The organism is Acinetobacter sp. USHLN143, assembly GCF_037145695.1.
Classification (GTDB): Bacteria; Pseudomonadota; Gammaproteobacteria; order Pseudomonadales; family Moraxellaceae; genus Acinetobacter; species Acinetobacter fasciculus.
Window position 1 is genome coordinate 15,000 of record NZ_JBBCWZ010000031.1, and the last position, 18,817, is coordinate 33,816.

The window sequence follows — 18,817 nt, forward strand, 5'->3', positions numbered from 1 at the left end:
AAAGGCTGCATGCTATGCTCAAGCCAGGAAAAATAAGGAAGAATGCCATGTCACTCGTGCGCTTGGAAAAAAATAACGGCATTGCCACTGTTACACTGAATCGTCCGGATAAACGCAATGCCATGAGCTTTGCCCTGCTGCGCGAACTGGTCGCGACTGCACAAAAAATCAAAAAAGATAAAAGCATCCGATGTGTGATTTTAACGGGAGAAGCCCAGGTCTTTAGTGCCGGTATTGATCTGGCAGATTTAAATAATCCTAAAAATCGTGCTTATGCCGCATGGGAACTGATCCGTCCGGGTCAAAGCTTATTTCAAAAAGCATTTCTGGTCTGGCAGGAATTGCCAGTCCCGGTGATTGCCGCAATGGAGGGCTTCTGTTTTGGTGCCGGGATGCAACTGGCATTAGCCGCAGATATCCGCATTGCCCATCCTGAGACCAAAATGTCGATTATGGAAACCCGCTGGGGACTGGTGCCAGACATGGGACTCAGCCGCTCCCTGAAAGGCCTGATTGGTATTGATCTGGCCAAAGAGCTGACCTTAACTGCCCGGATTTTTGATGGTGAATATGCCAAAGAAATCGGTCTGATCACCCATGTCGATGAACAGCCACTAGGAAGAGCACAAGCCTTGGCTGAAGAAATGCTGCAACGTTCTCCAGATGCGCTGATGGCCTCTAAATTTGTACTGGATGCCATGCAGCATCGTCCAAATAAATCCTTGCGTATGGAAAAAATATGGCAGCTGAAATTATTACTGGGTAAAAACAGTCAATTGGCCCGTAAAAAGGACAAAAACCCAGAGGTTCAGTTTGTACCGCGCCAATACAAATAAACCCAGTCTGAATCTAGGAAAGGAATAAACCAAAGCATGCAGTTGAATCGCGATACTAAAATTGCCTTTTTAGGTATGGGGCTGATGGGCACTCGCATGGCCACACGTCTGCTTCAAGCAGGTTTTCAGGTGGCAGTCTGGAACCGCACACCATCTGCCTGTGAGCCCTTGCTGGATCTAGGTGCAACTACGCTATCTTTGGATAAGATTACAGATTACCCGGTGATTCTGACCTGCCTGGCAGATGATCAGGCAGTGCAATCTGTTTTTGCTCAGATCGAACCGTATTTGGTTGCGGAGCAAGTCATTGTGGACTTCTCTAGCCTTTCAGTACAGCAAACCCAAACACTTGCCGCACAAGCACAGGCCAAGAAAGTAACCTGGATTGATTCTCCTGTTTCAGGTGGTACAGTTGGAGCCGAACAAGGCAGTCTAGTGATTTTTGCCGGTGGTGATGCCGCGACTATTGAAGATCTTGATCCGATCTATGCAGTACTTTCACAGCGCGTCACCCGTATGGGTGATACGGGTACCGGTCAGGCGACCAAAATCTGTAATCAGCTAATTGTGGCGGCGAATAGCACCTTGATCGCAGAAGCGGTCGCCTTGGCTGGACTTGCCGGGGTGGATACACGATTACTAGCGCCCGCGCTGGCGGGTGGTTTTGCTGACTCCAAGCCTTTTCAGATTCTGGCCCCCCGTATGGCCACGCAAACTTTTGAACCGGTGCAATGGAAAGTGCAGACTTTATCCAAGGATCTGAATAATGCCGTGCAACTGGCACAAAGCTTTGATCTGGATGTTCCAGTCGCGACTCAGGCATTATCACAGTTACAGGCCCATCAGGCTCAAGGCTTTGCCGAAGCAGATCTGGCTACTGTAATCCAGCAACTAAAACATTCATAACGCTTGATTGATGCAGCCCTGAATATTGAAGAGACATACATGATTAAACTTGCCGTCAACCTGTCGATGATTTTTACCGAAGTGCCGCTGATCGAACGCTTCGCGCTAGCTCATGCACAGGGCTTTAATCATGTGGAAATCCAGTTTCCTTATGAGCTCACAATTGGCCAGATTCAAAACCAGCTCAGCACGCATCAGCTGAACTTGTGCCTGATTAATGTGCCAGCAGGCGATTTGATGCAGGGCGGTCATGGTCTGGCCGGCATTCCAGGACAGGAAATTGAGTTTCGTCATGCTGTTGAGCAGGCCATCCAGTATGCCACGGCGTTGAATGTACCCCGGGTGAACATTCTGGCAGGAAAACAACCCCTTGACTGTGATCTTTTACCCTGCCTGAATACGCTGGCGAGTAACCTGAAAATGGCCTGTTCAATGCTGCTTGAACATCAAATTGAACCGGTCTTTGAAATGATCAATGGCACCGATATGCCACGTTTTTTGATTCAAAATGTTGCTCAAGCACAGGAAATGCTGGAAGCGGTACATCATCCGGCCTTAAAAATGCAGTACGACTGTTACCACATGGCAATGATGGGCGAAGATGTACTGGAAACTTTGCAAGAAAATATTGCCTCGATTGGTCATATCCAGTTTGCGGATTGTCCGGGACGGCATCAACCCAATACGGGCTCAATTCAATATCATGATATATTTCAGTGGTTAAAACATAGTCAATATCAAGGTTATGTTGCTGCCGAGTATAAACCGAGCGGACATTCCAATGATTCCTTTGACTGGAAAGCTGAGTTCTTTCCGGAGCATGACTGAGTGGACTGCGGCTTCATTTGAAATTCAGGACTAAAACCGCTATATTAGACCATGCATAATTGTTAGGAAATTACACTCCCCATGAATTTAGAACCATCGCCCAGCGCTTCTAATTCTCACGATCTTACTATGAATTCAAATTCTCAAGCTGTAGAGGACTGCTTAAAAGTCGTACATGCTGCACTTGAAGATGTAAAAGCAAAAGAAATTGTTGAGCTTGATGTCAGCGGTATCAGTAATGTGGCTGATGCTATGGTCATTGCAAGCGGTACATCGACACGTCACATCAAATCATTGGCCAATAACGTTGCTGAAGAAGCACGTAAAGCTGGCTTCCGCCCTCTTGGTATTGAAGGCGAACGTGATGCTGAATGGATCCTCATCGACCTTGGTTATGTTGTGGTTCATTGTATGCTTCCAACAGCGCGTAAATTCTATGACCTAGAAAGCTTATGGCGCAATCCTACAGATACTGACTCTGTAGCGTAAAAACCAAATATTCAAAAAAGCGACCTGTGTAGGTCGCTTTTTTATTGCCTGTTCATCTAACTTTATAAGCATTAATACAACTCAATCTGTTCGCTATTTTTCTTTAATTTTCATCTTGTCTTATGCACCGATTTGATTGGTATTTTAGGATCAATTCATCATAAACATAGACGTTCGATGACCACTCAATCATCCTTTTTCCAAGATATAAAATAAAAAATCCCCCTTTATTAAAGGGGGACTTAGGGGGAATTCTAATGATTTAGATGATTAGTGACCTGTACCATTAATGGCTTTAGTCATATCTTCCACCACTTTCTTGGCATCACCAAAGATCATCATGGTCTTGTCGTTATAGAACAAGTCATTGTCCAGACCCGCATAACCGGTTGCCATAGAGCGCTTGATCACCATAATCGTACGTGCCTTATGCGCTTCCAGAATCGGCATACCATAAATTGGTGAGGTTGGATCATCTTTCGCCGCAGGGTTCACAACATCGTTGGCACCAATCACCAGCACCACATCTGTTGCCGGGAAGTCCGAGTTGATCTCATCCATTTCCAAGATATCTTCATACGGTACGTCCGCTTCAGCAAGCAATACATTCATATGACCCGGCATACGACCTGCTACAGGGTGAATCGCAAAACGAACCGTTACGCCCTGCTCTTTCAGCAAGTTAGCCAATTCTTTTACCGCATTTTGGGCACGGCCTTGTGCCATACCATAACCTGGTACAATCACTACGCTGTCTGCATTTGACATCAGGAAGCCTGCGTCATCTGCCGAGCCAGAACGGTGATTACGTTGAACCTGTTCACCTGCTCCTGCTATCGGCGCAGCTGCACCGCCCATCGCACCACCAAACAAAACGTTGATGATTGAACGGTTCATCGCTTTACACATGATGTAAGACAGAATGGCACCTGAAGAACCCACCAGTGAGCCTGCAACGATCAACATGTTGTTTTCTAGGGTAAAACCAATACCAGCTGCTGCCCAACCCGAGAATGAGTTGAGTAGCGATACCACCACTGGCATATCACCACCACCGACTGGTGCAATCCATACCCAGCCGAATGCCAGCGCAAGGCCTGTCATCGCCCAGAACGAGGTCATATTGCCAGTCAGGAAGAAGTGAACACCAAAACCTAACATTGCAATAAAGATGATCGCCTGAACCGGTTTCACCCATGCACCTGAAATGGTTTTTGCCCATTTTTTTGCAGCCAGTTTGCCGTAAGCAAAGACTGATGCAGTGAAGGTAATCGCGCCTACGAAACAGCCCACAAACAGTTCAAATAAATGAACACGGCTCATTTCATGGAAATTGACACCATTGGCAGCCAATAGGTCTGGACCAAGTTCGATCAGTTTGTTGTTGTGAATAATGGCAGCGACAGCAATCAGGACCGCAGCCAGACCCACCAATGAGTGCATCAACGCTACAGTTTCAGGCATCTGGGTCATTGGAACTGTACGTGCACGGGCAATACCCACGATTGCACCCAGCACCATTGCGCCAATGATCATCCAGACCACTGGATTCTCAGCCACAAAGAAGGTGGTCACGACCGCAATGGCCATCGCGATCATTCCGTAACGGTTACCAGCAATCGCAGTTTTAGGACCTGATAAACCACGTAGCGTCAGGATAAAAAGAACGGCACCAATCAGGTAGAACCAATCCGCATATTCTCGAATCATTTCCATGGATTAACCCTCTTTTTTCTTTTGCTTAGGTTTAAACATTTCCAGCATACGTGCAGTCACGGCAAAGCCACCGAAAATATTAATACTGGCCAGGAATACCGCAATTGCACCAAGCACGCTCACCACGTTAATGGTCTGGAAATCCACACTACCTTCAACGCCGATCACCGGCAGGCCAACAGTCTGAATCATTGCACCGACAATAATGATCGATGACAAGGCATTGGTGACCGCCATCAACGGCGTATGCAATGCTGGTGTTACACCCCACACCACGTAGTAACCTACGAAAATGGCAAGGACAAAAATCGTAATTGTTTCAACCATGAGTCTTCTCCTTAACCACGTTTCAGCAGCACTTGGCCGCCATGAGTGACAAGTAGGGCTTTTTGAATTTCTTCTTCTTGATTCAGGACAAAATTCTTATCTGCATCAAATAATGTTTCCACGAAGTTAAATACGTTACGAGCGTATAAAGCAGAGGCTTCAGTCGATACCGTCGATGGAATATTTGGAATGCCGAGAATTTTGACGCCGTTGTCGGTATGCACGGTTTCGCCACATTTTGAACCTTCGACGTTGCCGCCAGATTCTACTGCCATGTCCAGAATCACTGAACCCGGTTTCATTTTCGCAACTGTTTCAGCACGGATTAAACGTGGTGCATCACGACCCGGTAAAAGCGCTGTGGTAATCACGATGTCAGCATTCGATACCGCTTTATCAACAATTGCAGCCTGATCGCGAATGTATTCTTCACCCGGCATCCAGCCATAACCATTTTTAGCCGCATCAGCCGCTTTTTGCTGCTCTTCAGCAGACATCGGTACGTCTAACCATTTACCACCTAAAGATTCAACCTGATCTTTGGCAGTTGGACGCAGGTCCGTGGCTTCAACGATGGCACCTAAACGTTTTGCAGTGGCAATCGCTTGCAGACCCGCTACGCCGACACCCATGATCACCACACGAGCCGGTTTAACCGTACCCGCAGCAGTCATCAGCATCGGGAACATGCGCTGATATTCAGCCGCAGCCAAAAGCACCGACTTGTAACCTGCAAGGTTGGCTTGAGAAGACAAGACATCCATATTCTGCGCACGAGACAAGGTTCGTGGCAAAAGTTCCAATGCAAATGCAGACACGTTTTGTGCCGCGAATTGGTCAAGCTCAGTATTACGGTAAGGATCAAACATTGCCACGATAGTGGTATTCGGGTTGAGTTTTTGAATTTCATCACCTTTCGGTGCACGAACTTTTAAAATCAACTGACTGCCAGTATAGGCATCATCCGTAATTTTGGCACCAACTTGTTCATAGGCACTATCGATATAGGCAGCTTTAACCCCTGCACCACGTTCGATAATCACGCTATGTCCTGCGCTGATCAATTTCTTTACTGTCTCTGGCGTCGCAGCGACGCGATTTTCACCGACAACAGTTTCGGCTGGAATTCCGATCTGCATGAGCGTTCCTCAAGCTAATTTTTCTTAAGTAAACATCGCCTAAACGATGCTTCCCCTCAGGATGTGTTCTTGTTGAATTTTTGGATTCTAATCAAACTGTTTGAAATTACCACCTACTATTTATTTAATAAATACCTATATTTTGAACTGATGATTCATAAAAATGATGCTGTGATAGCACATTTATTTAATTTAACGGCTATTCATATTCGATGCTTTTATAAACGATATTCATTCCACTGAATGAAATATCCAGATTTTGCTGGTGTAAATAAGCGCGAATTTCTGATTTATTTTGTTACATTGATGATTCTGACAATGATTGCTGTATTTCCTGATTTAGAAGCAGACTTTCAATTTCTCCAGTCCCTATAGATAGCGGCACTTTAGCTGCGCCGTTTTTTTAGTTTTGACTTTTTTGACAGATTTAGCACTCAAGCAAGAGCACTGGTTTTAGATGTTAAAATCGTATTTTATGAAATGATAGAATTTGTTTTGAGCAGATCTTCATCAGACACAATTAATAGATCTGACAAAAAGTAATCGCTAAAATTTTATAAGACTCAGGTCTCAAACAGTCAGATAAAGGGTAGAAAAAAAGCTGGATGACTATTTATTATATTAATGTACTGAACTTGATTCAAAATGGAAAATCTCATTTTCGCACCAAATTTGCGCAATAAAATAGAGTAAATATTCCACTTTTTTGACCTCAGTGCTCTTTTTTATTGTTTTTACTTTAAGTTGCGCTTTAATGAAGCAACCCCATTATCAAAAGATAAAAAATTCTGCAAACATTCACTCATATTTTCTATTTAAAATTGCACTTCTTTCTTTAAGCTGCCTGAGTTCTGACAATTTTCAATGCTGGCAATATTTCTCTACTTTTAAAGCGAGAACTTCTGGCCTATAGTGCCCTAAATTTGAACATTATTCTTATTCCTCATTTCAATTCTTCCGGTCTGAATACAAGGTTAGCCCTATGCACACGCCTCTCGATATTAGTCAAAATAAGCGCTTATTATGGCTAATGGCGATTGCATGCGGTTTATGTGCTGGCGCGAACTATTATTGCCAGCCACTGATTTCATCGATTCAGCAGTATTATCAGGTACCTGAATCACAAGTGGCGCTCACGGTCACTTTTGCTCAAATCTCTTATGCCTTGGGCCTGCTGTTTATTGTGCCTTTAGGTGACATGCTGAATAAAACCAAACTGATCCCCTTTCTCATGCTGGGTGCAGCAGCAGGTTTATTTATTTGTGCCAGTGCGGTAAATCTGCCAATGCTCTGGGTCGGCACTATCATTGCCGGACTGTTTTCCGTGGCTGCACAGATTCTGATTCCCTTAGCCACCATGGCGGTCAAACCGGAAAAAACCGGAGAAGTGGTGGGCTTCCTGATGAGCGGATTACTGGTCGGTATTCTGCTCTCGACCAGTATTGCCGGATTACTTTCCGACCTGTTTCACTGGAAAATGATTTATATCCTCAGTGGCATAAGCATGCTGGCCTTAAGTTTTTATTTGAAAGGAAAACTACCGAGCCTGCCACGTCTGAGAATCAGCTATGCAGCAATTTTTAAATCTATGGGGATATTACTCAAGCAGGAACCACGTCTGGTATTGCGTTCACTTACAGGCGCCTGTGCTTTTGCTGCCATGAGTATGTTGTTCTCCACCATCGCTCTGCTGTTGACGCAGGAACCTTTTCAGCTTTCTGATGTCATGGTCGGACTGGTCACGCTGGTGGGTGTATTTGGCGCACTTTCCACGCAGTTCATTGGCAAATGGGCCGATCGTGGCCATATCAAAACACTGAGCTGGATCGGTTGTTCTATCCTGATGGGAAGCTGGCTGTTTTTATATTTTGGTGCGGTATCCTTGCTCAGTTATATTCTGGGTTATGGACTGATAAATCTGGGGCTCGCGATTACGCACAGCTGTAACCAGAACGTGATTTTCCGCCTGCGCCCGGATGCCAAATCACGGGTCAATTCACTGTATATGACCTTGTATTTTATAGGCGGTGCCTGTGGTTCAGCCTTAGGGGTTTATGCTTGGCATCACGGGGGCTGGAGCATGACCTGTATGACAGGACTTGGGCTAGCTTTGTGCGCTACCTTGTTCGCCCTGCTGGATCAATGGCATCAGGCTAAGACTAAGACAACCGCATAAGTATTTTGACTATATTTAGCTGACTTGCATCGCTGGATAATAAGGCTTATTCAGATCAAGAGTTTGTGAGTTTTCTAATAAAATACAGATAAGAACCGGCAATAAGGCTGCCAGAATCCGGCAGCTCTCCTCTAATGATTTATAATTCAGCGAGCTGTGATACGTGGCGCCACCCTGCATTATCTGATGGTGCAAGGTAGATAGGCGCTGAAATATTCCAGCTAAAATTTCGATAGAATTTCGTTCTTTTAAAGCATTCTCTATATTCTGTTTCTGTGTTTCCAGGTCAGCTTGACAGCTTTCCAGACTAATTTTCTGATGACGATAATCCCAAAAGCTTTGCTCCACATAGGGATTGGCCAAGAGTGAGCGAATCGGCTGGCTGTATTTTTCCCAGAGAATATGATTAATTTTCTGATCCAGATCCTTTTGGCAGAGTGTTTCTAGAAACTGCTGCAGCTTGCTCTGATCTTGAACAAGATCACGCTCATCTGCATAAATCGCCTGAAAGCTGATCCACAGGCTGATAAACTTAAAATCCAGATCTTGATCCAGATCTAGCGATTTTTTAAACCAGCCTAAGCCCCGATGAATTCTTAAATTAAAATGTGCCGAATTTTGTGCTTTATGGCTTTTATAAATTTCCTCCAATAACAACATGATTATTCTCCTTATTTCTAAAATTTTTATCTTCATCTTTCTCCTATCAAAATATACCATTCCAACCTGACTGGGAATTCCAATTTTATTTCTTGTTTCATTCCTTGGATTTACTGACCTAGCTCAAGTTCGCCGGGTGGTTTTTCTGATTTTATGCTAGTATTACGCCCTCTTTTTGCGACGTCAGCCGATCCGGTTTTAGCCAAAAACCAATCGCTGAGTGCTCGCATGGATTGCTTCTTCTTTCTTCCATTTCGTTAAGGCGTGATTTTGAATGACTGATCTGACCACCATTGAAAATAAACTTCAACCACGAATCAGTGTTGCGCCGATGATGGATTGGACCACCAAAGACTATCGTTTCTTTGCGCGTCTGTTTAACCCGAATGTGATTATGTACACCGAAATGGTCACCACAGGTGCGATCATTTATGGCGATGCCAAACGTCATTTGGACTTTAATACGGAAGAACAGCCAATCGTGCTACAACTTGGCGGCTCAAACCATAAAGATCTAGCCACTTGTACCAAGATGGCACAGGACTGGGGCTATAACGAAGTTAATTTAAATGTAGGTTGCCCAAGTGACCGGGTACAGAATAATAAAATTGGTGCCTGTTTGATGGCGGAGCCTGATCTGGTCGCAGAATGTATTGCTGAAATGCGTCATGCGGTGGATATTCCAGTGACCGTAAAACACCGGATCGGAATTGATGATATGCACTCTTATGAGGAGATGCTGCATTTTGTCGATACCGTGGCCAAAACCGGCTGTAATAATTTTATCGTGCATGCGCGGATTGCCTTATTAAAAGGTCTCTCGCCTAAAGAAAACCGTGACGTGCCACCTCTACGTTATGAAGATGTCTACCGTTTAAAACAGGAGCGTCCTGATCTGCTGATCGAGATCAACGGCGGGATTAAAACCTATGCCGAAACCTTGGAACATCTCAAACATGTGGATGGGGTGATGATTGGCCGCGAAGCCTATCATAATCCTTACTTACTGGCTGAACTGGGCCAACTGTGGAATCTGGATGCACCAGATCGTTTTGAAATTATGCAACAGATGCTGCCTTATATTGCCCAGCGCATGACCGAAGGTGCACCTTTATCCATTATTACCCGTCATATTTTGGGACTATTCCAGAACTTGCCGGGTGCACGCAAATGGCGTCAGGCTTTAAGCGGTGGTAATGCTAAAACCTTGAAAGATGTAGAAACTGCACTCTTTAATATTCAGGAAGCCATGCAGCGTACCGAAGATTATGTACGTGAGCATCAACAAGTGGAATCATAAACAAAAAAAAAGCACCGATGATCGGTGCTTTTTTATAGCGATTGCGCATGAGTTATTGCGTATACGCCGTGATATTACCGACCGGAATCGGCTCTTCCTGATAAGAAACATCTTGTAATGCGGGTTCAGCCACGGGTGTGATCAGAGAGCCGGAGACATTCTGGTTTGGTTCATCTACAGGTTCCAGATCATCCAAGGCTGAGGCCAGTTGCTGTAATTCTCGATCCAGTTGCTGACGATATTTTTCAATTTCAATTTCATCAATAAAAGCAAAGGCATCATCTTCAATCGACCAACTATACCCCCCATCCACCTTAAAGACTTTTACATGAATGGGATATTCCTCACCCTGATAATTCAGATGAGAAATAGCCTGAAACTCATTCCCCTGACGCTGGACAATTTTGACCTTTTTCACGGTAAAACGATAGTGTTGATAATCTCGATTGGAATTAAATTCACGTTGCATCTGCGTTTGAATATTTTTGGCCAGCTCATCCATCGAGACAAAATAACTGCATCCAGTCAGACAGGCGACCATCCATAACATCATGATTTTTTTCATAGCGCCCATCTTTTTTTCTTTCCACTTCCTGCTTATAGCTGATATACGCAGTATTTTTATCTTTGCTTATTCTGTGATCCATTTTATGCTTTTTTGCAAAAACAATAAACAAACGGCGCTTCGATTAAGACTAAATATTTATGGTTTCTATAGTTTTTTTGAATTAATGATAAAAAATCAGCCATAAAAAAACCCTGATGGATTCAGGGTTTTTTCGATACAGATCGTTTTAAAAATCATCATCACTGGATGGATCACGATGTAAGGCATCATGAATGGCTTCGATCAACTGCTGGGCAATTTCCTGCTTGGAGGCTTTTTCCAGATCACGTTTGTCCAGCTGATAATGCTCGGCAAAGAATACTGTCATGGCATTTTCATCCGAAGCAAAACCAATATCCGCACGTGAAACATCATTGCAGGCAATCATATCCAGCTTTTTCGCGACCAGCTTTCCGGCAGCATATTCTTCAATATTGCGGGTTTCTGCAGCAAAGCCGACCATAAATGGACGTTTTTCCTGCTGGGCAATGGTGGCGACAATATCCGGATTTTTCACTAAAGCGACATTCAACTCATCTCCGGCTTTCTTGATTTTATGTTCGGCAACCTGTGCCACACGATAATCGGCTACCGCAGCGGTCGCAATAAAGATATCGCAACCATTTTCCAGCATTTGCATGCTTTCATTCAGCATTTGCACGGCAGAAGAAACATTCTTACGTTGCACGCCATTTGGGGTGTCCAGACTGACCGGCCCTGCTATCAGGGTCACATTAGCTCCGGCCGCATAACAGGCTGCAGCCAGTGCAAAGCCCATTTTTCCGGTACTGTGATTGGAAATATAGCGCACTGGATCAATCGCTTCGCGGGTGGGGCCTGCGGTAATCGTGACCTGTTTGCCCGCAAGCAGGCCAAATTTTTCCGCAATCGCACGTTGGACTTTATGGAAATATTCAGTCACCTGATGCGCTAAATCTTCCGGCTCAGGCATCCGGCCCAAACCTACATCACCACAAGCCTGTGATCCCGCATCCGGCATGATCACATGCACACCATCTTCGATCAGTGTCGCAAGATTGCGCTGCGTTGCTTTGGCTGCCCACATTTGCTGGTTCATGGCAGGCGCCACCCAGACGGGTGCTTTCGTCGCCAGATATAAAGTACTTAAGAGATCATCAGCCAGACCTGCGGCAAACTTTGCCAAGGTGTCACAGCTGGCCGGTGCTACCAGCAACAGATCTGCCCAACGTGCCAGTTCGATATGGCCCATGCCTGCTTCTGCTTCAGTATCCAGCAATTCGGTATGTACGGGATTGCCCGATAAGGCTTGAAAGGTTAAAGGTGTAATAAAAGCCTGTGCACCGTGAGTCATGACGACCCGCACATCGAATCCGGCATCTTTCAGACGGCGAACCAGAGTTGCACTTTTATAGGCAGCAATACCGCCAGTGACGGCCAAAATTATATTTTTATGAGGAATTACACTTAGATCAAAGCTCACAAACAGATTACCTTGCTGTTGCAGTGGGGCTCACAATAGCATTAAATAATCGCATTCCCAAGAGATCGGCTTGCGGGAAAACTGATAATTCATAATAAATAAGTCTAATAACTATGCAATTTTCTATTAAAAACTGGCCAGAACAAGAACGGCCGCGAGAACGCTTAATTCAATATGGCGCAGAAAGTCTGTCCGATGCCGAGCTACTGGCTATTTTTCTGCGCTCCGGTTCCCAGCAACATTCGGCAGTTGATCTGGCGCGCTTGCTGATTCAGCATTTTGGTCATTTGACTGCGTTGCTCGATGCACCTTTACAGGAAGTCAGCCAGTTTCATGGCATGGGCATCAGTAAATATACCCAACTGATGGCCGTCAAGGAACTGGGACGGCGTTACATAGCCGAGCACCTGAAACAGGATGCACTGGAACTTACCAATTCCAAGCGGTTGAGAGATTACTTACGTTTTGAACTGCTCGGTGAAACTCAGGAAGTGTTTGCCGTGCTGTGTCTGGATGCCAGTTTAAGAAAAATTGCCTTTAAAAAACTGTTTTATGGCTCAGTGAATGCATGTGATATTTCTATTAATCAATTACTACGTTATGCCATTAGCCAACAGGCGACCTCGATTGTCATTGCGCATAATCATCCGCTGGGTCGGCCCTCTCCATCCAAGGCCGACCTGGCATTGACCCATCAGATTCAACAGGCCTGCCAGCTGGTGGATATCCATCTAATTGACCATTGCATCATCGCCTTGGAAGGCAGTTTTTCCTTTGCTGAGCAGCAACTCATCAAACCGGAAATGCAGTATTGAATAGCACTTGACAAAGCAGGCACAACTCCACAAGATCATGAAAAAAATTGTGATGATTCCAATAAATGATCGTACGTGACCAGCCGACTGTTTTTAAACTGCTGTTTTCCTGGCGGGGGACGATTTTACCTAAAGTTTTACCGCCTTTGGGCGTGGTGATGCTGATGTCAGCCATCATTGGTGGCTTGTCACATATTGGTTATTTTCATTTTCCAGAATTACCCTTGGTTGGCTTTACCCTGATTGGAGTGGTACTGTCTATTTTTCTTGGTTTTAAAAATACCGCCTGTTATGACCGCTGGTGGGAAGCGCGCAAACTTTGGGGCATTTTGATTGCCAATTCACGTCATTTTGACCGTGATTGCAGGATGCTGTCTCAAGGTCGCCGTGAACGTGTGATTCAGCATGTGATTGTCTTTGCCAATGTACTCCGCGATCGCCTTCGCCATCAGACAGCCAATCCGACTGAGCTGGTAGAAACCAGTGGCATGAGCCAACAGGCTGTAACCCAACTTTATCAGCAGGCCAATGCGCCGCAATATACATTGAGCCTGATTCAGTGGGAGCTGATGCAGGCGCTCAAAGAAGGTGAAATCTCCGACATCATCTATATGCAGATGAATAATCATGTAGCAGAACTAAGTATTGTCCAGACCGGTTGTGACCGGATTGCGACCACACCTTTGCCTTTTGCCTATTCGGTCTTGCTGAATCGTACCGTCTATTTTTTCTGTTTTATTTTACCTTTTAGTCTGGGTTCAACGCTCGGTCTGTTTACACCTTTGCTGGTCGGCATTTTGGCCTATACCTTTTTGGGACTAGATGCGCTAAGTTCAGAAATTGAGGAACCTTTTGGTACCCAAAGCAATGACTTGCCACTGGACTCAATGGTACGTACTATTGAAATTGAACTGTTAGGGACTTTAGGTAAACCAACACCACCACCGATTCAGGCTCAAGATCATAATTTGCTATAATTTATAATTCTTTCCTCGCCCTTTGCTATTAGTAGCGAAAGGAAAATCTTCTCTCAAATAAAAAAGATCGAGGTAAAGGAATGACTAAACAAAACTCTCCCAAATCCCGATCTGACCCGGTTTAAGGCTCGGGACATTACCGAGTTTAATCCAAGGCATGTGATCGCCATGAAAATCACTGCCAATCGAAACTTTAAGATCATATTCAGTAATCATTCGATCCACCATCTGCCGGGTGGAACTTGGTTCAATCGCCGGTGGCAGCTCGACGGCATCTCCACCGAACTTGGCAAAGATCTCGATCAGGTAGCGAATATTGGTCGCAGATAAATCATATTTGGTCGGATGTGCCAGTATCGCAAAGCCACCACTTTCATGAATCACCTGAATCGTGTCTTCAAGACTCAAGCCATCAAATTTGACATAAGCTTTCTTGCCTTCCTTGATGTATTTATCAAAGGCCTGTTGCGGACGGGTCACAATCCCCTTTTCTACCAGCGTTTTGGCAATATGTGTCCGTGTCACCCGATCAGGGATATTGTCGACTTTGGTCAGTACATCAGCATAAATATCCCCACCAATTAAAGGTGTCAGCAGATCACAAATCTGTTTAGAGCGTTCAGCCCGGATTTTCTTTTGCTGATTGAGTGCTTTTTGTAAAGGCTCAGGATTTTGCATATTTAGCGCGACGATGTGCACGCCATAGTTTTTTTTGGTGGCAGGACGTAACCACTGGCTGGATATTTCCACCCCTGAAATGATCTTAATCTCATGATTTTTAGCGGCTTCCTCAGCCAATGCCAAACCGTCCATGGTGTCATGATCCGTCAGGGCCAAAGTATGGACAAGTTTTTCCACAGCCGCTTCGACTAATTGCTGAGGACTGAAAGTTCCATCAGAAATATTACTATGTGTATGTAAATCTACGCCGTGCATCTCTATACTATGACATTTATTTGATCAGATTTAGATACTCTAACATGAAAGCACTTTTAGACTTTGTGCCACTCATTATTTTCTTTTATTTATATAAAACTGTAGATCCAAAAGACACTGACCATCAATTGCTGCAATTGATCGGTTCTGCGGGGGGTGTCGACAATAATAATATTCTTGTTGCAACCACAGGTCTGATTATTTCCATGCTGGTCGTCTATGGTGCGTTATTTGTCATGCAAAAATTCCGTCTGGACAAGCAGCAATGGATTGTCTTGTTCATGACGGTGATTTTTGGTGGCATCACCCTGATCCTCAGTGATGATTTCTATATCCGTCTGAAAGCCGTGTTATTGAATCTGGTCTTTGCAGGTGTATTCTTCCTGTCCCCTTGGTTTAGCAAGGATAAAAAGCCTCTGATCCAGCGGTTATTTGGTCCAGTATTCAATCTAAGTGAAAAAGGCTGGTTCAAGCTGAACTATGCTTGGGTTGCCATGTTCGTACTGATGTCATTTCTGCATACCTTTTTCGCCTATTTGTGGATGGATGGAAAATATTGGGGCGAATTTACCGCATTCGGTGACATGATCGTGATGTTTTCCTTTATCATTATTCAGTTTATTGTATTGCGCAAATACTTTAAGACCGCTGAATAAGTCCAACTACAAACGATTGAGAGTCATCATGCCATTATTCGTCGTTAGCTGTACCGATCGGGAAGGTACAGTTGAAAAACGCCTCGCGATTCGTCCACAACATCTTGCACGTCTGGAACAGTTAAATGCTGAAGGCCGCCTAATTGTTGCAGGTGCCATGCCTAAAGATCCAGCCAATCCACAGGCCGGTTTTTATGGCAGTACCATTATTGTCGACTTTGACAGTCGTGAAGCGCTGGATACATGGCTACAGGATGAACCTTTCTTAAAAGAAGGTGTGTACGAACACATCGATGTCAAACCATTCAATAAAGCATTCCCTCAAGGATAAGGTTCATGCGTGTTGTTACTGCCAGTATCATTGGCCTATGTTTTATGATTTCTCCAGTATGGGCAGTCGAAGTTGCGCCTGCTCCTGTGACTCAGGGAAATCAGACAGCACAACTTCAAGGGACAGCGGTGACTGTCCAAACCCAGTCTACGCCGAAACCTGCCATTATTCCTGCCGTAGCGTCTTCTGCCCAATCGGTGACACCTGCTGAAAATAAACCGTTAACCGCAGAAGAAATCGCCAAGCTCAAAGCCCAGCAAGATGCCAAGGTAAAAGCCTTAGTCAAAGATCAGGCCACCCGTTTGCAGCAACTGGAAAAAGCCAATCTGGAAGCACTATCGCAAAATCAGGAATTGCAGCTCAAGAATGACAATCTAGGGGTTCAGGTACAAGTACTGCAAAGCGAACGCAGTGCCCAGATGTTCCTCTACGGCGCTGCAACCCTGGCTGTGGGGGTATTGCTCGGCTTCCTGATCGCGAGCTATGTTTATACCAAACGTCGCCGTCAATGGTAAGCTATAGCCCTTCCCGATATCTTTAAGGTTGTACCCGTTTTGTCACACGCAATTCAAACTGCTGATCTGGATTGGCAATTGGTGGATGGTATTGATGTGCCTGTATCCAAGCAATTTGGTGATGTGTATTTTTCCAAAGACAATGGCTTGCTGGAAACCCGGCATGTCTTTTTAAATGGCAATGATCTCAGTACGCGTCTGGCAGATTTAAAACCTTTTGAATATTTCTGTGTCGGTGAAACGGGTTTTGGTACTGGTTTAAATATTCTGGCCCTGTGGCAGCTCTGGCAACAGGTGCGTCCGGACAATCACAGTCATCTGCATGCGATTTCAGTTGAAAAATTCCCTCTTTCTAAAACCGATCTGATTCGAGCCTTAAATGCCTGGCCAGAACTCAAGCCTTTAGCTCATCAACTCATCTCTCAATATCCGATGCCAATTGCCGGCTGTCATCGTCTCAGTTTTCCTGAAGAGCGATTCAGTCTGGATCTATGGCTGGGTGATGCACATGATGTTTTCCCGGTAATTGAAAAAACTGCGCCGGTGAACGCTTGGTTCCTGGATGGTTTTGCGCCTTCCTGCAATCCAGACATGTGGGAAGAAAATGTTTTAAATAATATTGTACGTTTATCCGAGATCGGTACCACTTTCGCCTCTTTCAGTGTTGCTGGCGTCTTAAAACGTGGCTTAAAAAATCATGGGATTTCAATTTCCCGCCCACGTGGTTTTAAGCATAAGCGTGAAATGCTGAAAGCGATCTGGAATCCGGCTGAGGAAAGCAACCCATCTTCAGCGCAGGAAACAACTCAAAAAAAAACTGAGCGAGATACAAAGACCAATATCAGACCTCGTCAAATCGCTGTGATTGGCGCTGGAATCGGTGGTTTAAGTAGCGCATGGGCATTCGCTCAACGCGGTCATCAAGTCACGATCTACGACCAGTCAGCGCCCCTCTCCGGAGGTTCTGGCAATCCACTGGCTTTGCTCAATCCCAAACTCTGTCCGGTTGAGCAAAGTGCAGAGCATTTAATGACCTTGGCCTGGCAACAGGCTCTGACGCACTATGCAAAATTCAAGGCTTTCCGCCCGATTCAGGTCAATCAACTGGCCTTAAAAAACCCTGAACAGCTTTTGGAATTAGCAGAGGAATATCCTGAAGAAATTCTGGCTGTACAAGATACAGAAGATCAAGAGATTCAAACTGCATTTCCAAGTTTAAAACTGTTAGCAGCTGGTGCGGTTTCTCCTCATCAATTGCGTGATGAAATTTTGCAGCATCCGAATATTCAATATAAACAGGCCAAAATTAGTTATATTGAAGCGGCTACAAAACCTCAGCTCTTTTCAGATGAACAGAATCTAGGTGAATTTGATCATGTCATTGTCTGTACTGCGCTAGAAACAGTACAATTTTTTGCAGATTATCCGGTTTTGAAACCGATTCGCGGACAGGTCAGCTGGGTGAATAATCAAGCCCAGCCTTTAAGTGAAAATATTGCCTATAGCTATGGCGGTTATTGTATGCAACTGGATGCAGAACATCTGATCTTGGGCGCTTCTTTCTATCCAGGTCGGGATGATGCAGAGGTACTGGCAGAAGACCATGTACACAACTACGAACTGATCCACAGTGTCTTTCCTGAATATGCACAATCATTAGCTTCTACCGAGACCTGGCAAGGTCGTGCCTCGGTACGCGCGCAAAGTCAGGATTATTTCCCCTTGCTCGGCAAGATGAAAGCGGATGAGGAAATTTACAGCTTTGCCGGTCTAGGCTCCAAAGGTTTTCTGTTTGCGCCGCTCTGTAGTGAAATTCTGGCAGCCCAGATTCTGGGAGAAGCCTGTCCGATACCATCGAGTCTCGTCAAAAAACTCAGTGTGACGCGTTTTCAGAAGAAAGTGAAAATGAAGAAACCGTATTTTAAGCCTCAAATATAGAATTTTATTTTAAGGGTGTTCCTGCGGGAGAGGACTAGGGTGAGGGTTTTATTTTATTGTGAAAATATTTTACCTTTCTGCCCCTCTCCTAAAAGGCATAGGTATCTACACATCTATGAGATACCTAATGCCATTGTGGCTATCTCATTGAGTTCATCTATTGAATATTCCGAGAGCAGTTGAAGAGTGTTCAGTAAAATCGA

The 18,817-nt window shown here is 44.8% G+C and carries 19 protein-coding genes; 12 read left to right on the plus strand and 7 right to left on the minus strand.

From position 1 onward, the window contains the following. Nucleotides 1–47 precede the first annotated feature (47 nt). The 4 genes from WFH18_RS09685 to rsfS all read left to right on the plus strand — a co-directional run bounded on the left by WFH18_RS09685 (nt 48) and on the right by rsfS (nt 3,059). On the plus strand, nt 48–836 hold the full coding sequence (locus WFH18_RS09685; protein ID WP_004733731.1) for a crotonase/enoyl-CoA hydratase family protein: 789 nt from the start codon (nt 48–50) through the stop codon (nt 834–836). 36 nt (nt 837–872) lie between these two features. Further along, a complete protein-coding gene (locus tag WFH18_RS09690) occupies nt 873–1,742 on the plus strand; it encodes an NAD(P)-dependent oxidoreductase (RefSeq protein WP_004733729.1) in 870 nt (289 codons plus the stop codon). A gap of 39 nt (nt 1,743–1,781) precedes the next feature. After that, entirely contained in the window at nt 1,782–2,570 is a 789-nt protein-coding gene (locus tag WFH18_RS09695; RefSeq protein ID WP_004733727.1) for a hydroxypyruvate isomerase family protein, read from the plus strand. Nucleotides 2,571–2,651: 81 nt separating this feature from the next. Next, nucleotides 2,652–3,059 carry a ribosome silencing factor gene (gene rsfS / locus WFH18_RS09700; RefSeq protein ID WP_004733726.1) on the plus strand — a complete coding sequence of 136 codons (408 nt, stop codon included), beginning with the start codon at nt 2,652–2,654 and terminating at the stop codon, nt 3,057–3,059. Between the two features lie 270 nt (nt 3,060–3,329). Here rsfS and WFH18_RS09705 read toward each other — a convergent pair whose 3' ends face one another. The 3 genes from WFH18_RS09705 to WFH18_RS09715 are packed head-to-tail and all read right to left on the minus strand — an operon-like array spanning nt 3,330 to nt 6,241. Next, nucleotides 3,330–4,775 (minus strand): NAD(P)(+) transhydrogenase (Re/Si-specific) subunit beta, encoded by a 1,446-nt coding sequence (locus WFH18_RS09705; RefSeq protein ID WP_004733724.1) that lies wholly within the window; start codon nt 4,773–4,775, stop codon nt 3,330–3,332. 3 nt (nt 4,776–4,778) lie between these two features. Continuing rightward, nucleotides 4,779–5,102 carry a proton-translocating transhydrogenase family protein gene (locus WFH18_RS09710; RefSeq protein WP_004281642.1) on the minus strand — a complete coding sequence of 108 codons (324 nt, stop codon included), beginning with the start codon at nt 5,100–5,102 and terminating at the stop codon, nt 4,779–4,781. Nucleotides 5,103–5,113: 11 nt separating this feature from the next. Beyond that, nucleotides 5,114–6,241, minus strand: coding sequence for a Re/Si-specific NAD(P)(+) transhydrogenase subunit alpha (locus WFH18_RS09715; RefSeq protein WP_004733722.1), 1,128 nt, complete (start codon nt 6,239–6,241; stop codon nt 5,114–5,116). Between the two features lie 982 nt (nt 6,242–7,223). On the opposite strand from WFH18_RS09715, the gene WFH18_RS09720 reads away from it, so the two are divergent. Continuing rightward, entirely contained in the window at nt 7,224–8,417 is a 1,194-nt protein-coding gene (locus tag WFH18_RS09720) for an MFS transporter (protein ID WP_004733721.1), read from the plus strand. 15 nt (nt 8,418–8,432) lie between these two features. Here WFH18_RS09720 and WFH18_RS09725 read toward each other — a convergent pair whose 3' ends face one another. Then, entirely contained in the window at nt 8,433–9,077 is a 645-nt protein-coding gene (locus WFH18_RS09725) for a hypothetical protein (protein WP_004733719.1), read from the minus strand. 274 nt (nt 9,078–9,351) lie between these two features. On the opposite strand from WFH18_RS09725, the gene dusA reads away from it, so the two are divergent. Beyond that, nucleotides 9,352–10,377, plus strand: a complete 1,026-nt coding sequence (gene dusA / locus WFH18_RS09730; protein WP_004733717.1) for a tRNA dihydrouridine(20/20a) synthase DusA — start codon at nt 9,352–9,354, stop codon at nt 10,375–10,377. A 52-nt stretch (nt 10,378–10,429) separates the two neighbouring features. Here dusA and WFH18_RS09735 read toward each other — a convergent pair whose 3' ends face one another. Together WFH18_RS09735 and coaBC are read right to left on the minus strand one after the other, a co-directional pair. Further along, nucleotides 10,430–10,942, minus strand: a complete 513-nt coding sequence (locus WFH18_RS09735) for a hypothetical protein (RefSeq protein ID WP_026056560.1) — start codon at nt 10,940–10,942, stop codon at nt 10,430–10,432. A gap of 229 nt (nt 10,943–11,171) precedes the next feature. After that, entirely contained in the window at nt 11,172–12,446 is a 1,275-nt protein-coding gene (gene coaBC, locus WFH18_RS09740) for a bifunctional phosphopantothenoylcysteine decarboxylase/phosphopantothenate--cysteine ligase CoaBC (RefSeq protein WP_005266070.1), read from the minus strand. A 113-nt stretch (nt 12,447–12,559) separates the two neighbouring features. On the opposite strand from coaBC, the gene radC reads away from it, so the two are divergent. Both radC and WFH18_RS09750 read left to right on the plus strand, forming a co-directional pair. Further along, the gene (gene radC / locus WFH18_RS09745; RefSeq protein ID WP_004733712.1) at nt 12,560–13,261 is read left to right on the plus strand and encodes a RadC family protein; all 702 of its coding nucleotides are present in this window, start codon (nt 12,560–12,562) and stop codon (nt 13,259–13,261) included. A 65-nt stretch (nt 13,262–13,326) separates the two neighbouring features. After that, nucleotides 13,327–14,238: a bestrophin family protein gene (locus WFH18_RS09750; RefSeq protein ID WP_004733710.1), complete on the plus strand. Its 912-nt coding sequence runs from the start codon at nt 13,327–13,329 to the stop codon at nt 14,236–14,238. An 84-nt stretch (nt 14,239–14,322) separates the two neighbouring features. On the opposite strand, the gene WFH18_RS09755 is transcribed toward WFH18_RS09750, so the two are convergent. Beyond that, a complete protein-coding gene (locus WFH18_RS09755; RefSeq protein ID WP_004733707.1) occupies nt 14,323–15,174 on the minus strand; it encodes a PHP domain-containing protein in 852 nt (283 codons plus the stop codon). Nucleotides 15,175–15,218: 44 nt separating this feature from the next. Here WFH18_RS09755 and WFH18_RS09760 point away from each other — a divergent pair, with 44 nt between their 5' ends. From WFH18_RS09760 to WFH18_RS09775, 4 genes are read left to right on the plus strand one after another with little or no spacing between them, the layout of a single operon-like run. Beyond that, nucleotides 15,219–15,830, plus strand: coding sequence for a septation protein IspZ (locus WFH18_RS09760; RefSeq protein ID WP_004733705.1), 612 nt, complete (start codon nt 15,219–15,221; stop codon nt 15,828–15,830). Between the two features lie 28 nt (nt 15,831–15,858). After that, a complete protein-coding gene (locus WFH18_RS09765) occupies nt 15,859–16,161 on the plus strand; it encodes a YciI family protein (protein WP_004281605.1) in 303 nt (100 codons plus the stop codon). Between the two features lie 5 nt (nt 16,162–16,166). Then, complete coding sequence (locus WFH18_RS09770; protein WP_004733703.1) at nt 16,167–16,676, plus strand: hypothetical protein; 510 nt, start codon at nt 16,167–16,169, stop codon at nt 16,674–16,676. Between the two features lie 39 nt (nt 16,677–16,715). Next, a complete protein-coding gene (locus tag WFH18_RS09775; RefSeq protein WP_005266071.1) occupies nt 16,716–18,614 on the plus strand; it encodes a bifunctional tRNA (5-methylaminomethyl-2-thiouridine)(34)-methyltransferase MnmD/FAD-dependent 5-carboxymethylaminomethyl-2-thiouridine(34) oxidoreductase MnmC in 1,899 nt (632 codons plus the stop codon). The last annotated feature ends 203 nt before the right edge of the window (nt 18,615–18,817 follow it).